Origin of the sequence: Pseudovibrio sp. W74 (assembly GCF_001623085.1) — a bacterium.
Lineage (GTDB): Bacteria > Pseudomonadota > Alphaproteobacteria > Rhizobiales > Stappiaceae > Pseudovibrio.
The window spans coordinates 394241-408954 of sequence record NZ_LMCJ01000017.1 but is presented as its reverse complement, the minus strand read 5'-3'; the positions used below and the strand labels follow the sequence as shown (position 1 = coordinate 408954).

Below are 14714 nucleotides of genomic sequence, written 5' to 3'. Positions count from 1 at the left end.
ATTGAATATTCACGATAATGATTAGAAATTCAGATCATCTTGAGTGAGCGTATTCTATGACTTATGAGCAGCTGGTTGTTTTGCATGCGATTGTGACAGAAGGGACTTTTCGCGGTGCGGCGGATCACCTGCACAAGTCTCAGTCCGCCATCAGCCACATGCTGAAGAAGTTAGAGGCCGAGATTGATATGGTCTTGCTGTCCAGAGAGGCGTACCGGCCTAAACTGACACCTGCGGGAGAGGTGTTTTACCGGCAGGCCATTCGTGTGATGCAGCAGATGAATGAGTTAGGCAGTCTGGCGAAAACGCTCAATGCGACACAGGAGGCTGAAGTCTCGCTGGCGATTGCAGCAACGTTGCCGTTACAGCGCGTTCTTGAGGTTATTGGCCATGTGCGGGCGAAGTTCCCGGCAACCCATATTCACCTGTCGCGCGAGAGCATGAGTGGCCCGATTGAACGGCTGCTCCATGACCGGGCTGATATTATTATCGCCAGCATGGATGGTGTGCCTGTTGAACAGGTGGAAGCGGTTTCTTTCGCGGATGTTACCATCCTGCCCGTTGCGCACCCCGCGTTTGAGCCTGCGCAGAGTAAGCATATGAAAACCATAGCTGAAATGCAGACATATACGCAGATTATCGTGGCAGACAGCGGCAGCGGGGCCCTCAGCCAAAGCCGGGATTTGTTGCCGGGTGGTTTGCGTTGGACGGTGACGGACTTTGCCGCCAAGAAGGAGATCCTGCAGGCCAAACTCGGTTGGGGCGGCATTCCCGAACATATGATCATCGAGGAACTGGCGCGTGGCGAACTGGTTCAGTTGAACGTTGAAGGCTTCCAGCCACGCCAGTCCCGCCTGTTTCAGATCCGCAAGCGCGACAGAGACGTTGGCGTTGTCGCGCAAGCCATCTGGGATGACCTGATCGGAACCGAGAGCTGAGCAGGCACGCGCCGGATCTCTTCGTTCCGGTCAGGCGAACTCCGGCTGTTTGCTGAACGTGAGTGTTTCACCGTCTGCCGGGATCAGAAGTTTTTCGCTGACACCAGATTTTTGCGCCAGATCCCGTAGCTGCGTTCGCTTTACAGGGCAATGGTTTATGGCCTCCAGATGGTTTGCGATAACTTGTCCTGGCGCTAGTCTGATGAACTCCATGATCTCATCCAGTGACATGAGAATGTCCTTGCCGATATCCAGACTTGCGTTGCCTGCTGCGACAACTGCGATGTCGGGCCTCAGGGTTTTGAGGCAGTGGCGGACATCTTTGGTGAGGACAGTGTCGCCGGAAATGTAGAGCGAAGGTGCATCGGGCAGCTCGAGAAAGTAACCCACGCCGGGTCCCATGAATCTCGCAATCCAGCCATAGCCGTGCACTGTTGGGATTGGGGTGATGTAACCGTCGAAGAAGGGTTGGCGTTGCTCATCCTTCAGCGGCACGGTGGGAATTCCCCTTTTCCCAATGAAACTCTCATCATCCAAACGGCAGTAGGTCGGGATTTTCTTGGAGAGCAGAAGTTTCTTTGCTGCGCCATCCAAATGATCTGAATGGCCGAGCTGACAATGCGTTACCAATGCCGCAGTAAGACCCTCAAGGTTTTGCTGGGCACCATCAGGCAGCGGAACCATCGGATTTCTCCGGCTTTTATGTCGGATGAAGCTGTAGCTTGGCAGTGATCCAACCTTACCCAACATGGGATCAACCAGTATGCGGTGTTGCTTGTGCTCAATGATGAGGGTTGCATTGCGAAGAAAGTGAAGTTTCATCCTGACCTACTGCTCTAACCTGACCTTGGTCCGTTGATCCTAGTTTTTGGCAGGAAATTTGATATAGTCCGACTAGACACAAATCATACATAATCCGCCACATGAGATCTGAACATGACTTCAACCATTGCAATTTTGCTGCTGGAGAACTTTCTGGGGCTCGCAGCCTTTGGGTCCGCAGACATGTTCAAGACTGCAAACCAGATTGCAGAGGTGCGTGGCGACGAGGTCATGCCGTTTCAGGTCCAGACCTACTCATTAGATGGCGAGCCTGTTCGATCTTCAAACGGCATTTTGGTGACACCCGATAGCTCCTTAGAGGAGATTTTTGCGCCTGATGTGGTGTTTCTTCCCGGCATTGGCACGACCTCAGCGCCGCAATGTACGATCAGCACAAACTGGTTCCGTGGTGTTGCTGAGCAACTTCAGCACCATTCTCAAAACGGCAGCATTATTGCTGCGAGTTGTACCAGCTCGTTTCTACTCGCTGAAGCGGGACTGCTGGAGGGAAAGCAAGCCACAACAACCTGGTGGAAGCAGAAGGAATTTAGCGCGGCTTATGAAGGTGTGGAGCTGGCCGGTGATGAGATTCTCGTTGATGCAGGCAATGTCATTACCAGTGCTGCGGGCACTTCCTCTCTGGACCTTGCACTACATCTCATCAACCGGCTGGAAGGCCCTGCCCTTTCCAGATTATGTGCGCGATTTATGGTTCTTGAAGAAAACCGAGGCTTGCAGCAGCCCTTCATGATCCCGTGGCATGAAAAAACACGGGATGAGACGATTGAACGTGCGGACCAATGGGTGCAGAACAATTTGTCCTCACGCCCCCTGAAAGTACAGGAGCTTGCTGGTTTTTTGGGTATGAGCACACGCAGCCTGTTGCGGCACTTTAAGCGAGAACTATCACTGTCTCCGCAGCAATTCATTTTGAACATCCGCTGTGAGCGTGCGAAGTCTCAGTTGGAATATACGACAACACCAATAGCCACGATCTCTGAGGCACTGGGCTATTCTGACGAGAACGCGTTCAGACGCTCGTTCCTTGCGCAGGTTGGCGTCTCACCAGCCCGGTACAGGCAGAAGTTCCGCAGGCAAGCACCTTAATCAGCAGGTGCTTTTTCTGGCACAATTGCAATCGCATCCACTTCAAACTCAATGATTTCCGTTGCGAGGACCGGCACTGGAATGAGTGTGCTTGCTGGTGGGCTGGCACCAAAGATTTCGCGGCGCTTTTTGTTGACATAGTCCAGTCTGGACTGGTCATGATCTTTAATCAGCACCGTGATTTTCACCGTGTCTTCCACGCTGCTCCCAGCAGCTTCGAGCGCTTTGATCAGGTTGTCGAACGTTCGGTCGACCTGTTCCTCAAAGGTGTTTGATCCATCCTTGGAAATGCCCACCTGACCAGCCACATATGCGATGCGAGCACCCGGAGCGACAACGACAATCTGCGCATACCCAGACTTGGTTGAATCTGACAGGGTGTCAGGATTGATGATGGTCTTCTGGTCAGTCTCTGCAGCCAATGCTGAGCCACTCAACAAGATTGCAGCGCACATTGCGAGGGCTTTGCCTGTGGTTTTCATGGGGCACTCATTTCCTGATTGTGTTGTTCTGTTGTTGGCAGCATCTTGGCGAGCGGCGATTAGCTCAGCTTGCGCCTAAGGTCACTTTTTGCCGGATTTGCCTTTGGGCGGTGCTTTTGCTTTTGGCTCTACCTTGAAGCAGGCTTTCATCTTTTCAACTTCACCCTTCAGCTTCGGAATATCTGAGCGCACAGACTTTACCTTGCCGTTCTTGAGAGCGGTCTCAACCTTCTTGATCAACTTGTTTGCGGAGGCTTTGTGTTTGTTGAATTCGGCGACTTTGTCCGGATTATTCAAAGTACCCAGCTTGCCAGACAGGTTTTTGATGTTCTTTTGGGCATCCTCAACAGCAGCTTGATATTCTTTCTTCCGTTTTGCGATGTCCTCACTGTTGCCAGGTCGCAAATCGAGCATCACGGTTTTGGCTTCTTCCAGCTCTTCTTCAGCTTCGAGGAATTTGTCAGCTTCCAACGTCTTCAAAGTTTGATCCAGCCCATCCCTGGCTTCTGAGTAGATGTCTTCAAATTCTTCTCGGGCGTTCTCATCCTGAATTTTTTCTTTTTCCTTACCCAGCTCGTCCAGTTCAGCCTTGGCAGCATCGATTTTCTCACGCAATTCGGCGTAGGCCTCTTCCGGATCTTTTGCTGCGGAGTAATAAGCTGCTTCCAGCGCATCCCTCATGAACTCAAGCTGGTCCACGGCGTCACTAATTGCGCCTCCAGCATCGCCACTGCCCATACTGGCCTGTGCTTTATCGATATTACTATCGACTGCGACATAGGCCTGATCAAAGTGTTGGAGGTGCACCGCAAGCTCTCGGTCGAGTTTCGCCTTGCCGGCGATCTCAGATCGCCTGGCATATGTATCCTTCAATGTTTTGCGTAGGTAATTGATGTGATCCGCGACAGGCGTTTTGCCATCAATGCGCAGGTTCTCTTTGGGTTCGCGCTCAAAATTTTTCGTCGGACCAGTCCACTTGAGGTTACAAGCGCTTAGTACATTTTCCACCCAGGCTTCGACCTCTGGTGAGATGGTTTGTGCGTCTACATCCGGCATTCAGCAACTCCAGACCAATGCGGTGACAGCTTAATTTCTTTGCGGCTCATTATGCTTAGCTAGAAAGCTCATGCCTCCATATATGAGAGTTTGAGTGAAAACAGCTTGAAGGAGATCTCTCAAGCTTTGAGCAAACTTGAAGCGTTCACCCCATAAAAACTTGATGCTGACTTGAACAGGTGCCCCACGAAGTGGCCTGAGGTTTTGTATGACTAAAACGCGAGTAGCCCCTGAAAGATAACTCTAACGTTTGTCCTTAAGCATCTTCAAATGCGTGGAAGCCGACGGCTGAAGCGATTGGCAAAAACCCAATGCACCCGTTCATCGGACTGGTTTGGTGCCAAAGACCACATCAACTCAGGGAAACAAACATGCGACTGAAACTACTCGCAGCAGCGGTCATCGCAGGATCACTCGGCTATACCAGCCAGATCGACTTTACCGAGCTTCCAACAGGCGTGGCTCTCCTCTTTTCTGTCGGCAAAGCTAACGCCCAAAACCCTCATCTCAATCAATCAAGACGCGTATCACGGCGAACATCTCGCAGAACATCCAGACGCACCAACTATCGTCAGTCCATATCTGGCTGCAGCCCATACAATTCTTACTACAATTGTGGCGGCGTCTATTACAGACCTGTCCTTCAAAACGGCGTGACTGTCTATATCGTTGTTAATCCGTAATTTTTCTATTCTGGAGACCCCAAAATGATTAAATCACTCGGAGCTGTCTTGTTCGGTCTTGGCTTGTTGGTTGCGGCCACCGGACACAATGCGATGGCGCAGGATACAGCAGGAAAGAATGCAGCCCAAGGCGTTTTTGAAGCCTGTGAACCAGAGATAAAATCTCATTGTAAGGAAGTGACACCCGGAGAAGGTCGCATTTTTGCATGCATGTATGCCTACGAGGATAAACTCAGTAAGCAATGCTCCACTGCGATTGATGATTTCGCCGATGCCCTGGACTTTTTCTTCGCGAACGCCAGACAGGCTCTGGCAATTTGTGCTCCAGATATTGAAGCTCAGTGTTCAGAAACAGAAGTTGGCGGTGGTCGTGTTCTAACCTGCCTGAGTGAAAAGCAGGACAAGGTTGGCGCTGAGTGCAAAGAAGTGATCGAAGTCTTCAGTGAGAAGTTTGGCCTGAAAGATGAGGACTCTTGATTGCCGTAGCGTAGATTGCTGGCTGATTAGAAAAACAATTAATCAGCCAGCTCATCCACGTGAAATCTAATGAATAAAACTAAACCAACCACCATAGGCGCAATATAATTACATTAATTGACGTAATTTTAGTTGATAATAATACACGATAAATCTACCTAATCTATCATTTATGCCAGATCTTTGATGAATAATGCTTTTTGCATGTATTCACCTAAGGATATTTCGTTTTTCTGCCCCTACGTCAACTGTTAGAAAATTCACGTACGCATGATCATTACATAATGTGTGGGAGGTCATCGGTAGACGTCATTTCTACCGGTCATGAATAACTATTGTTTGTTGCCTGACCTGTGTTTTGCTCTTCTCTGATGGTCCATGAGCTTTTGAACTGGATGCTGTGACACATGAAGAACGCCAGATTGCTTATTGCGGTTGTTGCTTTCTGTTTCTCCGCTTTCGGCGTGAGAGCCTCAATGCCGGTTAATCCTGACCGGCCCTACTCAGACCCCACTTGTTCCTATGCCATTGAACGGTTGAAGGAGGCTGTGGCTGGCAGCCCCTTGCAAAGTAGCAAGGAGCAACAGCGGACTGTTCAATATGCCATTGAGCAAGTGGAACGTGCGTGCCTGGAAGATGCTGGGCGGACGGACGACCTTCCGAAGCCCCAGCGAAAATGAACTCATTCATCTGAATGTACATTTTAAGCTGGAGAAACATAATGACAAATCTCTATGAGACCAGAGATGCCGCAGACGACGCGTCTACATCCTACCGTTTGAGGGACACGGGGCAGGATGCGCAGGGATCGGACAACAATATCTTCGAGACAGTTCAGGGCACTATTGCCAGTGACGGCGACCACGACTGGTATGAAGTTGAGCTCGTTGCCGGGCAGACTTACACCTTTGCTGCTATTGGCACTTTTGATGGCGAAAGCCGCTTGGTTGACCCTTATCTGCGCCTGCGGGATTCCGATGGGAACCTGCTGGTGGATGATGATGACGGAGGACCGGGCACACACTCCACTATTACGTTTACCGCAGCAACCAGCGGGACTTTCTATCTTGATGTGGCGTCCTATGGTGATGAAGGCACCGGTCAGTACGGCTTGTCTGCTGTGGAAGGCGACAAAGCTTATTATGACGGCAATATGGGTGCTGGTGCCTTGCTTCGCCCTGGCCTGTCATGGAGTGGACCGGGTACAGCTGCGACAGTGACTTATGGCTTCCGTGAGAACAACAACGGGGTTGAAGACACGTTTGCGCATGTCACTGATGAGCAGATTGCAGCTATTGAGAAGGTGCTGGCCTCCTACTCAGAAATTGCCAATATCTCGTTTGATCGGGTGAACCCGGACGGATACACCGACGATGCGACCATGCTGTTTTCCAACTACAACTCCACCACGGATGGTGCTGGTGCCTATGCTTATTACCCAGGTTCGCCGGAGGCTGGTGAAAATGAAGGCGACGTCTGGCTGAACACGAACAGTGTTTCAACCGATGAGTTGCCAACTGGCTCTTACAGCCACTTTGCTGTTATGCACGAGATCGGCCATGCTGTGGGGCTGGCGCATCCGGGGGACTACAACGCTGGTCCGGGTGTGCGCATTACTTATGATGAACATGCTCAGTTCCGTCAGGATACGCAGCAGTATTCTGTGATGAGCTATTTTGATGAGAGCAACGCCGATTCCAACCTCGGCTACGGTGGCTTCCCGGACACACTCATGCCGCTGGATGTGCTTGCACTTCAGCAGCTTTACGGGGTGAATATGACCACCCGTGCGGATGACACGGTCTACGGCTACAACTCCAATGCTGGTGGTGCCTACGATTTCTCCGAGAAGATGCCCAGCGCGGTGACCATTTGGGATGCCGGTGGCAATGACACCATCGACATGTCAGGTGCTGGTAAGGTCAACCAGATGATCAGCCTCATTGATGGCTCCTTCTCCGATGTGGATGGTGGCCTGAGTAATCTGGCAATTGCTTACAATGCCGTTATTGAAAACGCGATTGGCAGTGGCGGTAATGACACCATCATGGGCAATGCGGCTGGCAATACTCTAGTTGGCAAAGCTGGTAATGACACGCTGCTCGGCAACGGCGGCAAGGACAAGCTGATTGGCGGAAACGGTCACGATACCCTGCGTGGTGGCTCTGGCAATGATGTGCTGAAAGGCGGTGCCGGGGACGACACTCTGGATGGAGGCTCTGGTGCGGACAAGTTGATTGCAGGTGCCGGTGACGACACGCTCACAGGCGGTTCAGGCGCTGACAACTTCTGCTTCTTCAATCTGGGAGGTGATGACACCATCAACGACTTTGAACTTGGCAGTGATCTCATCATGATCAAGAGCCGCATGGCAGAGTTTGCCAACCTCACCATCTTTGACGATGGCGGAGATACTGTGATCACCTTTGGAACAAACTCCATTTCTCTGGTGAATGTGGATGCTGCACTCCTTGGCGAAAGCGACTTTGCTTTCGTGTAGTCAGCAGAAACTGGTCAGTGCCCTATCAACCCGGGGCACTGACTCAGTATTTAAGAGGTAGCCTCAGCCATTGCCGGTTCCAAATGCTCTGCACCAAGCATGGCCTTAAACTGCTGAAGAGCATCAGTGGTAAGCCCGGCAGCTTCAAGAACAGCTGCTGAAAAGGATACCGGGGCCGTTCCAGGAGCGGAAATCACGCCACGATCCGAGATGGCGGATGCACTTGACTGGTAGTGTTCAGCACCTTTGTAGTTTTTCGCATTTTGCTGCAGGAATTCTGCGTTGTTTGATGTGTGTCTCGCTTCATTTAGCAGACCTGCTCTGGCAAGAGCCAATGTGCCACCGCAAATTCCAGCAACAGCACCACCGCGCTCGTAGTGAGCCCTGAGCAGATCTGCGATATCCGGAGCCTGTTCGGTTTCCCAGATTGTTCCCCCAACAACGACAATAACGGTCGGTTCAAACGTTCTGATCTCATCCAGCTTACGCGAGACAATCGCAGCGAGCCCGCCTTGCGACTTCACTTCACCGACCTGAGGGGTGAAGAACTCAACCTGCATGCCGAAAAATGGGCCGCCAGTGCCAGCAATCAATGCGTATTCCCAATCAGCAAAGCCTTGGGTGAGGATCACTGCAATCTTCGTCATTTCAAATATCCTTTTGAGCAATCATCCGGATTGATCGCCATCACTTATAATAGATTATGTTCACTATATGTTCCAAAGACAGGATTGGCTATCCCTTTCTTATGAGAACGACAAAACAGATGCTCTTGTTTCCATACAGGCAGATTTCTTTGATCTGAACTACCACGTCAGATCCTAGGGATTTAGGTCTTGGCTGAGATGTGTTGCCCTGTGAGTTCAAGTTGAGTTGGGGAGGCATAAATGGGGCAATGGAAACTTCCTGTTCAGGCTGCGATTGCGGCACTGATGATGGGGTGTGCCACGTTTGTTGCCTTTGCAATTGATGGCAAACCACCGCAGCATTACCCAGAGCTGGTCGGGCAATGGGTGGTGATCAAGAAAGATGCCGTTTACTGGCATCGGGATATCCAAAGTCAGGAGAACGGACCTTCTCATTTGCGGATAGATGAGCAAACAGGACCGGTGCTAGAGGGAGTTTTCTTCTGGCAAGTCAGTCCCGGGTCCGGGCGAGATCATGATGGGCGGTCCGAAGTCTCAAAATCCAAAGAGCCTGTGATTGGAATGATCGGATGGGATGGCGCGTCCATTACACTTGTTGAGCACCCTGACACAGGCACTATGCAGGGGCGCATGATAAACTCTGACACAATGGAGCTGGTGCACTATGAGGCCGGACCGTATGCAACGATCTCGCGGTATTTGCTCGTGCGACCTTAATTACACCAGCCATGTTTTCAGCTTCAACTTCATGCTCATCAAAGCGCAATCAGGTTTGAGATCACCCAGGTGTTCATCAGGTCAATGAAGAAGCCGCAGGTGAGTGGCACAATGAGGAATGCTTTCGGCGATGCACCAAACTGACGGGTGACGGAGGTCATATTCAACACGGCTGTGGCCGTAGAACCGAGCGCTATCCCGCCAAAGCCTGCTGCGATAACGGCTGCATCATAATCCTTGCCCATGGAGGTGAAAACGATAAAGAGGGCATAGCTAATGGCAAGCGCGATTTGCAGGGACATCACCAGTGCGACGAATCCCATAAACTGCCAGACTACCAACAGGTCCATGGTCATCAGTGCGATGCTGAGGAAAATACCGAGGCTGATGTCTGAGATCATTGCCATGCCTTTTTCGCGGCCAACATTGTCGTAGTTGCGAAACAGCAAGCGGCCCACGTTGTTTATGATGATGCCTGCGACAAGAATTGGCACGAATACCGGAATAACGACACCAGCTTCCTGCAAGCCAAGATACATCATGTAGCCGATGAAAATTGCCATGTTTATGAAGAAGACTGCACCCAGAACATCGTAGTAGTGCAGATTCAGCTTACCATCATCCTTGAAATTCTGCCCGACAGCTTCGTCTGTGCTGAGGGATCCTGCCAGTTTATGCCGTTTCATGAGGTACTGAGCAATTGGTCCGCCGATAATGCACGCAGACACGATGCCAACAGTGTTACAGGCAATGCCGATCTCTTGCGCATTTGCGACGCCAAGTTCTGAAGCAAAAATTGGTGCCCATGCAAGCGTTGTCCCTACCCCACCGGATAGCGAGACTGACCCGGCGATGATGCCTGTGTGTACCGGATAGCCATAGACGCTGGCCGCCCCCATACCGACAAAATTCTGAACGCCAAGAAACACCGAGGAAATGATGATGAGAATGATAAGTGGTTTGCCACCTGTAAGAAGGTCACTCACCTTTGCACGAAGGCCAATTGCCGCGAAGAAATAAATCAGAAAGAAATCAATCGGCTCTGTCGAGAATTTAAGTTTCACACCCCACCAGACCGTCAGCACAGTAACAAGAATGGCGCACAGCAATCCGCCAGCCAGAGGGTCAGGAATCGTCAGTTTGCGAAGGGCAACACTTTTTCGAACGAGCTCTCGTCCGACAAATAAAACAAGGATTGCAATTGTGATTGTCGTAAATGGATCAATCTCAATTAGCTCAGGTTGCGCACCTTCCATACGGGCCTCACTGTTCACCAGCCTTGGTTTTATCAGCATGACCTCACTTCCCGTTTAAAAGTGATCTGCGTATTTTAATCGGGGTGATCCATTTTATTTACTCTGATGCGGCAACAAAACCTTATGTATTGCGTAGATTTTCGAGAATTTCTTGTGTAAGGAAGACCTTCAATTTCAATATTACAGCGGCTCAACTGTCCCCATGACTAAACTAGACAATGAAGCACTTGCTGACGCATATAACCGGGCTCTGGATCTGGAAAAAGCAGGCAAGTTTGACGAGGCTGCTGAGGCCTACAAAGCAGTTCTGGAGTTAGATCCGGAAGATCATGGTGGCGTGGCCGTTCGCCTGGCAAGTATGGGCAAAGGAAATGCGCCCCTCAAAGCGCCGGATGCTTATGTGAGCACGCTGTTTGATCAGCATGCCGAAGTGTTCGACATGGTTCTGGTGGATCAGCTAGGCTATTCCGTTCCACTGATGGTGCGTGACAAGATTGAAAAGCTGGAACTTGGCTCCTTCAAACGCTTGCTGGATCTTGGTTGCGGGACTGGCCTTTCCGGCGAAGCCCTGAATAACCTGGTGCCCCATAAAACCGGCGTGGACATTGCCGAGGGGATGGTTGAAGTTGCGGATGAGAAGGAAATCTACGACGACCTCTACGTGGGTGAAGTGGTTGAATTTCTCAAGGTTGAGGAAGAAGAGCGCTGGGACCTCATCGTCGCAACTGATGTGCTGCCCTACATGGGCGAACTGGAAGAGTTTTTCGTCGGTGTAGCGGACAACATTGAAGCCAATGGTGTCTTTGCATTTTCCTCTGAGACACTTCCCGCAGAGGAGTTAGGCGAGCAGAACTTCATGGTGGGCAAATACCATCGGTTTGCGCATGCTGAGAGCTATGTTCGGAACTTGCTGGAGAGCAGTGGTTATACCATTCTTGATCTTTCGCCAATCACCGTTCGCTTTGAACAGGGTGAGCCAGTTCCGGGTCATCTGGTTATTGCGGCTTACAAGAAGAGCTAAGGGCGTAAAAATAACTATATAAAGTCAGGTGACTATTAATTGTTAAAATTGTATTAATGTCGCGAATGACTTAGATTTCCCCCTAGGAAATAAGCGTGCAGTTCTATAACTTGTACAACCGTAGATACGTCCGTCACATACGCGGAGCAACATGGGTGCCCATGACCAGTCTTAATATCAATGGCAGATCAATTGATGCCAAGCTTGGTGAAACACTTCTAGAAGTCGCTGAGCGTGGTGGACTAGCTTTGCAGTGTGACTGCGGGAATAGCACTTGTGAAAGCACGCGTGTTACTGTCATTTCCGGTGAGGTGGAAGCCAATGGCTCTCGGCTGAAAAGTACCGTTCTTGCTTGTAAGGCAACGGTTGCTGGCGATGCTGAGCTGAAGCTGCCTGCATCCTCTGAATTGCAGTCGCTTAAGGGGCATGTCTCTGCAGTGCGGAAGGTTTCGGATGACCTTTTCGAGTTGCGCCTGAGCTTTACCAAGCCGATTTCATGGCGTCCGGGCCAGTATTACCATGTTGAGTTTCGTGGTCATGAACGGGTGAACCTGTTTGCCAGTTTTGCTCTGGATGCCGGGACTGAGTTCAATACGCTGATCTTCCTCATAGAACGGGCCAACACCCCTGATCTCTTCGCAATGCTTGCGAAGAAGGGCGATGTGAAGGGGCGGGTTGGCATCACCGGTCCTTATGGCTCTTCCTTCCTTGGGCATGATGACGAGCCGCTGATTATGGTTGCCGGACCGAACAGCCTACCTCCGATCTGGGCGATGGCTTTGAGTTCTGCCATGGGGCAGCCGCGCCGTGAGAAAGTGCTCATTCTGGATCAATCCCTGAAGCAGGACCAGTTTCAGCAGGTGTTTAACTGGCTAAACCGCCGCGGCATACAGCCAACCTTTGCGGACTTGCAAGGTGATGGCGCAACTGAAACCCTGCAGGCACTGCTGCCAGATTTGACCGAGTTTGACATGGCTTATATGGCTGGTTCACGCGATTTCATTGCCGGCCTTGAGCATGTTTTCATAGATGCGCAAGCCACTTACGGACGCATTCCAAACTTTCAACCGTGGGATGATGCAGTCGAGCAAGTTGATGGCTCCGCCGCGATGGAACCTGCTGAGTGACGATTTAGCCTGCGGCTTTCTTGGTCAGTTTTGAGTTGTTGACCTGCGCTTCCAGCGTAACGCCGCGTGCTTCTTCCAGCATCCAGAAGAGCGCCTGATTGGGAGGTGCAGGCTTGCCAAAGTAATAGCCCTGCGCTTCAGAACATCCCATTGCCGTCAATTGCTCTGCGATCTCTTTGCTTTCAACGCCCTCTGCTGTTGTTGTGATGCCGAGGCTGTTTGCAAGATCGATGACTGAGTTCACGATGAAGCGGGAGTCATCATCTTCAGTCATACTCATCACGAAAGACCTATCGACTTTGATCCTGTCAAAGGGGAAGCGGCGAAGTGTACTCAGTGAGGAGTAGCCTGTTCCGAAGTCATCCATAGAGATCTTAACGCCGATTTGCTGCAGTTTCGCCAGAGTCTGACGCACGCGTAGATGATCTGCCAGTAACACAGTTTCTGTCACTTCCAGTTCAAGCCGTCCGGGATCCAGACCCGTACGAGCCAGCACATCATCGACAACCGGTAGAAGCTGTTCGCAGTAAATTTGACGTGGTGACAGGTTGACCGCCAAGTTCACCCGCTTGGGCCAACCGACAGCCAGAGAGCAAGCTTCATCCAGTACCCATGCCCCGATTTCCAGAATCAGACCCGTTTCTTCTGCCAAGGGGATAAACTCGAATGGTGAGATGAAACCGTAGCGCGGGTGGTTCCAGCGCAGTAGTGCTTCAAACCCCGAGATTTCGCCGGTTGCCAAGATGACCTGTGGCTGGAAATAGACCTCCAGCTCCCGATTTGCGGTGGCTTTGTAAAGATCAGTGATCAATGTCTGACGCTGCTTAATCTTGGCAGCCATATCATCTTCGAAGAAGCGGAAGGTGTTTCGACCATCATTTTTCGCCTGATACAAAGCAAGGTCGGCAAAGCGGATGAGCTCATCCACGTTTTGATATTCCTTGCTGAATGTGGCGATACCAACACTCGCGGCGACCACGATTTCATGTCCTTCCAGGAAACATGGAGAAGCGATGACTTTCAGCACTTCTTTGGCAAGCTGTTCCAGATCTTCACGAGAAGCAGGCAACTTAGATAAGATCGCGAACTCATCACCGCCGAGACGGGCGACCATTTCTTTGTTAGCCACCTTTTCTCGCAGGATTTTTGCGACGTGGCACAAGAGCTTATCGCCAACTGCATGACCCAATGAATCATTGATGGTCTTGAACTCATCAAGATCCAACCACAAAATGCCGAAGTGCTCATCTTGTGCCAGAGCAGCTTGTTTCATCTCTTGCAAGCGCTCATTCATCAGCAAACGATTGGGCAGTTTGGTCAAGGCATCGTGCGTTGCGAGATAGCTCAGATGATCACTGATGCGCTGCCTGTCGGTGATGTCTTCGAAGATCGCAACCCAGCCGCCGCCATCTTGCGGTTCCAACGTCATCAAGATGACCTGCTCACTTTGCAAAGTGAGCGTAAATGTGCTGCGAACGGTACTCGGCCAGTGTTGTTGTGCGACGGAGTTTTCGCCATCATCCTGCAAAAACTCCTGGGCCAGAGGCATACATTGGACCATTTCATCCCATGTCATGCCAATTTTACCCTCGCCTTGTTCACAAGCGAAGATGTCATCAAAGCGCTGATTGAACACAATCAATCTTTTCTGTGTATCGAACATACACAACCCATGGGACATGTTGTTCAATGCAGCGTCGAATAACGTATTCTGCTTCACCAATTCCTGTTCTTTTTTGCGCAATTCCTTGTTCTTGCGCTGGATGTTGAGGCGCAAACTGTCACGCTCCCGCGCGGAGGCCTGGAGCACTTTGACGGCGCGGGCGATCTCACCGACTTCATCCATCCTTCTGGTGCCCTCTACCCGCACATCAAAGTTAC

The 14714-nt window shown here is 50.9% G+C and carries 15 protein-coding genes; 9 read left to right on the top strand and 6 right to left on the bottom strand.

Going from position 1 to position 14714, the window contains the following annotated elements; all coding sequences use genetic code 11:
* Nucleotides 1-56: 56 nt before the first annotated feature.
* Nucleotides 57-938, top strand: a complete 882-nt coding sequence (locus PsW74_RS13215; protein ID WP_063286645.1) for a LysR family transcriptional regulator — start codon at nt 57-59, stop codon at nt 936-938.
* Nucleotides 939-968: 30 nt separating this feature from the next.
* Here PsW74_RS13215 and PsW74_RS13210 read toward each other — a convergent pair whose 3' ends face one another.
* Nucleotides 969-1760 carry an MBL fold metallo-hydrolase gene (locus PsW74_RS13210; protein WP_082830562.1) on the bottom strand — a complete coding sequence of 264 codons (792 nt, stop codon included), beginning with the start codon at nt 1758-1760 and terminating at the stop codon, nt 969-971.
* A gap of 114 nt (nt 1761-1874) precedes the next feature.
* On the opposite strand from PsW74_RS13210, the gene PsW74_RS13205 reads away from it, so the two are divergent.
* Complete coding sequence (locus PsW74_RS13205; protein WP_063286644.1) at nt 1875-2867, top strand: helix-turn-helix domain-containing protein; 993 nt, start codon at nt 1875-1877, stop codon at nt 2865-2867.
* Here the strand turns inward: PsW74_RS13205 and PsW74_RS13200 are convergent.
* Nucleotides 2864-3349, bottom strand: a complete 486-nt coding sequence (locus PsW74_RS13200) for a RidA family protein (protein WP_063286643.1) — start codon at nt 3347-3349, stop codon at nt 2864-2866. The two genes, PsW74_RS13205 and PsW74_RS13200, sit on opposite strands and share 4 nt — an antisense overlap.
* Before the next feature lie 81 nt (nt 3350-3430).
* On the bottom strand, nt 3431-4405 hold the full coding sequence (locus PsW74_RS13195; protein WP_063286642.1) for a hypothetical protein: 975 nt from the start codon (nt 4403-4405) through the stop codon (nt 3431-3433).
* 371 nt (nt 4406-4776) lie between these two features.
* On the opposite strand from PsW74_RS13195, the gene PsW74_RS28365 reads away from it, so the two are divergent.
* The 4 genes from PsW74_RS28365 (at nt 4777) to PsW74_RS13180 (ending at nt 8065) form a co-directional block, all read left to right on the top strand.
* A complete protein-coding gene (locus PsW74_RS28365) occupies nt 4777-5088 on the top strand; it encodes a hypothetical protein (protein WP_063300249.1) in 312 nt (103 codons plus the stop codon).
* 24 nt (nt 5089-5112) lie between these two features.
* Complete coding sequence (locus PsW74_RS13190) at nt 5113-5565, top strand: cysteine rich repeat-containing protein (protein ID WP_057461724.1); 453 nt, start codon at nt 5113-5115, stop codon at nt 5563-5565.
* Nucleotides 5566-5972: 407 nt separating this feature from the next.
* Nucleotides 5973-6245 (top strand): hypothetical protein, encoded by a 273-nt coding sequence (locus tag PsW74_RS13185; protein ID WP_082830561.1) that lies wholly within the window; start codon nt 5973-5975, stop codon nt 6243-6245.
* Nucleotides 6246-6286: 41 nt separating this feature from the next.
* On the top strand, nt 6287-8065 hold the full coding sequence (locus PsW74_RS13180) for a M10 family metallopeptidase C-terminal domain-containing protein (protein WP_153041652.1): 1779 nt from the start codon (nt 6287-6289) through the stop codon (nt 8063-8065).
* Nucleotides 8066-8115: 50 nt separating this feature from the next.
* On the opposite strand, the gene PsW74_RS13175 is transcribed toward PsW74_RS13180, so the two are convergent.
* A complete protein-coding gene (locus tag PsW74_RS13175) occupies nt 8116-8712 on the bottom strand; it encodes a DJ-1/PfpI family protein (RefSeq protein WP_063286639.1) in 597 nt (198 codons plus the stop codon).
* Nucleotides 8713-8952: 240 nt separating this feature from the next.
* Between PsW74_RS13175 and PsW74_RS13170 the strand changes: the two genes are divergently transcribed.
* On the top strand, nt 8953-9429 hold the full coding sequence (locus PsW74_RS13170; RefSeq protein ID WP_063286638.1) for a hypothetical protein: 477 nt from the start codon (nt 8953-8955) through the stop codon (nt 9427-9429).
* A 38-nt stretch (nt 9430-9467) separates the two neighbouring features.
* On the opposite strand, the gene gltS is transcribed toward PsW74_RS13170, so the two are convergent.
* The gene (gene gltS, locus PsW74_RS13165) at nt 9468-10724 is read right to left on the bottom strand and encodes a sodium/glutamate symporter (RefSeq protein WP_208987965.1); all 1257 of its coding nucleotides are present in this window, start codon (nt 10722-10724) and stop codon (nt 9468-9470) included.
* Between the two features lie 163 nt (nt 10725-10887).
* Here gltS and PsW74_RS13160 point away from each other — a divergent pair, with 163 nt between their 5' ends.
* Together PsW74_RS13160 and PsW74_RS13155 are read left to right on the top strand one after the other, a co-directional pair.
* Nucleotides 10888-11706, top strand: a complete 819-nt coding sequence (locus tag PsW74_RS13160) for a methyltransferase (protein WP_063286636.1) — start codon at nt 10888-10890, stop codon at nt 11704-11706.
* 161 nt (nt 11707-11867) lie between these two features.
* The gene (locus PsW74_RS13155; RefSeq protein ID WP_063286635.1) at nt 11868-12833 is read left to right on the top strand and encodes a 2Fe-2S iron-sulfur cluster-binding protein; all 966 of its coding nucleotides are present in this window, start codon (nt 11868-11870) and stop codon (nt 12831-12833) included.
* Nucleotides 12834-12837: 4 nt separating this feature from the next.
* Here PsW74_RS13155 and PsW74_RS29315 read toward each other — a convergent pair.
* Nucleotides 12838-14714, bottom strand: a 1877-nt coding sequence (locus tag PsW74_RS29315; protein ID WP_208987964.1) for an EAL domain-containing protein, incomplete at its 5' end; no start/stop codon positions are given.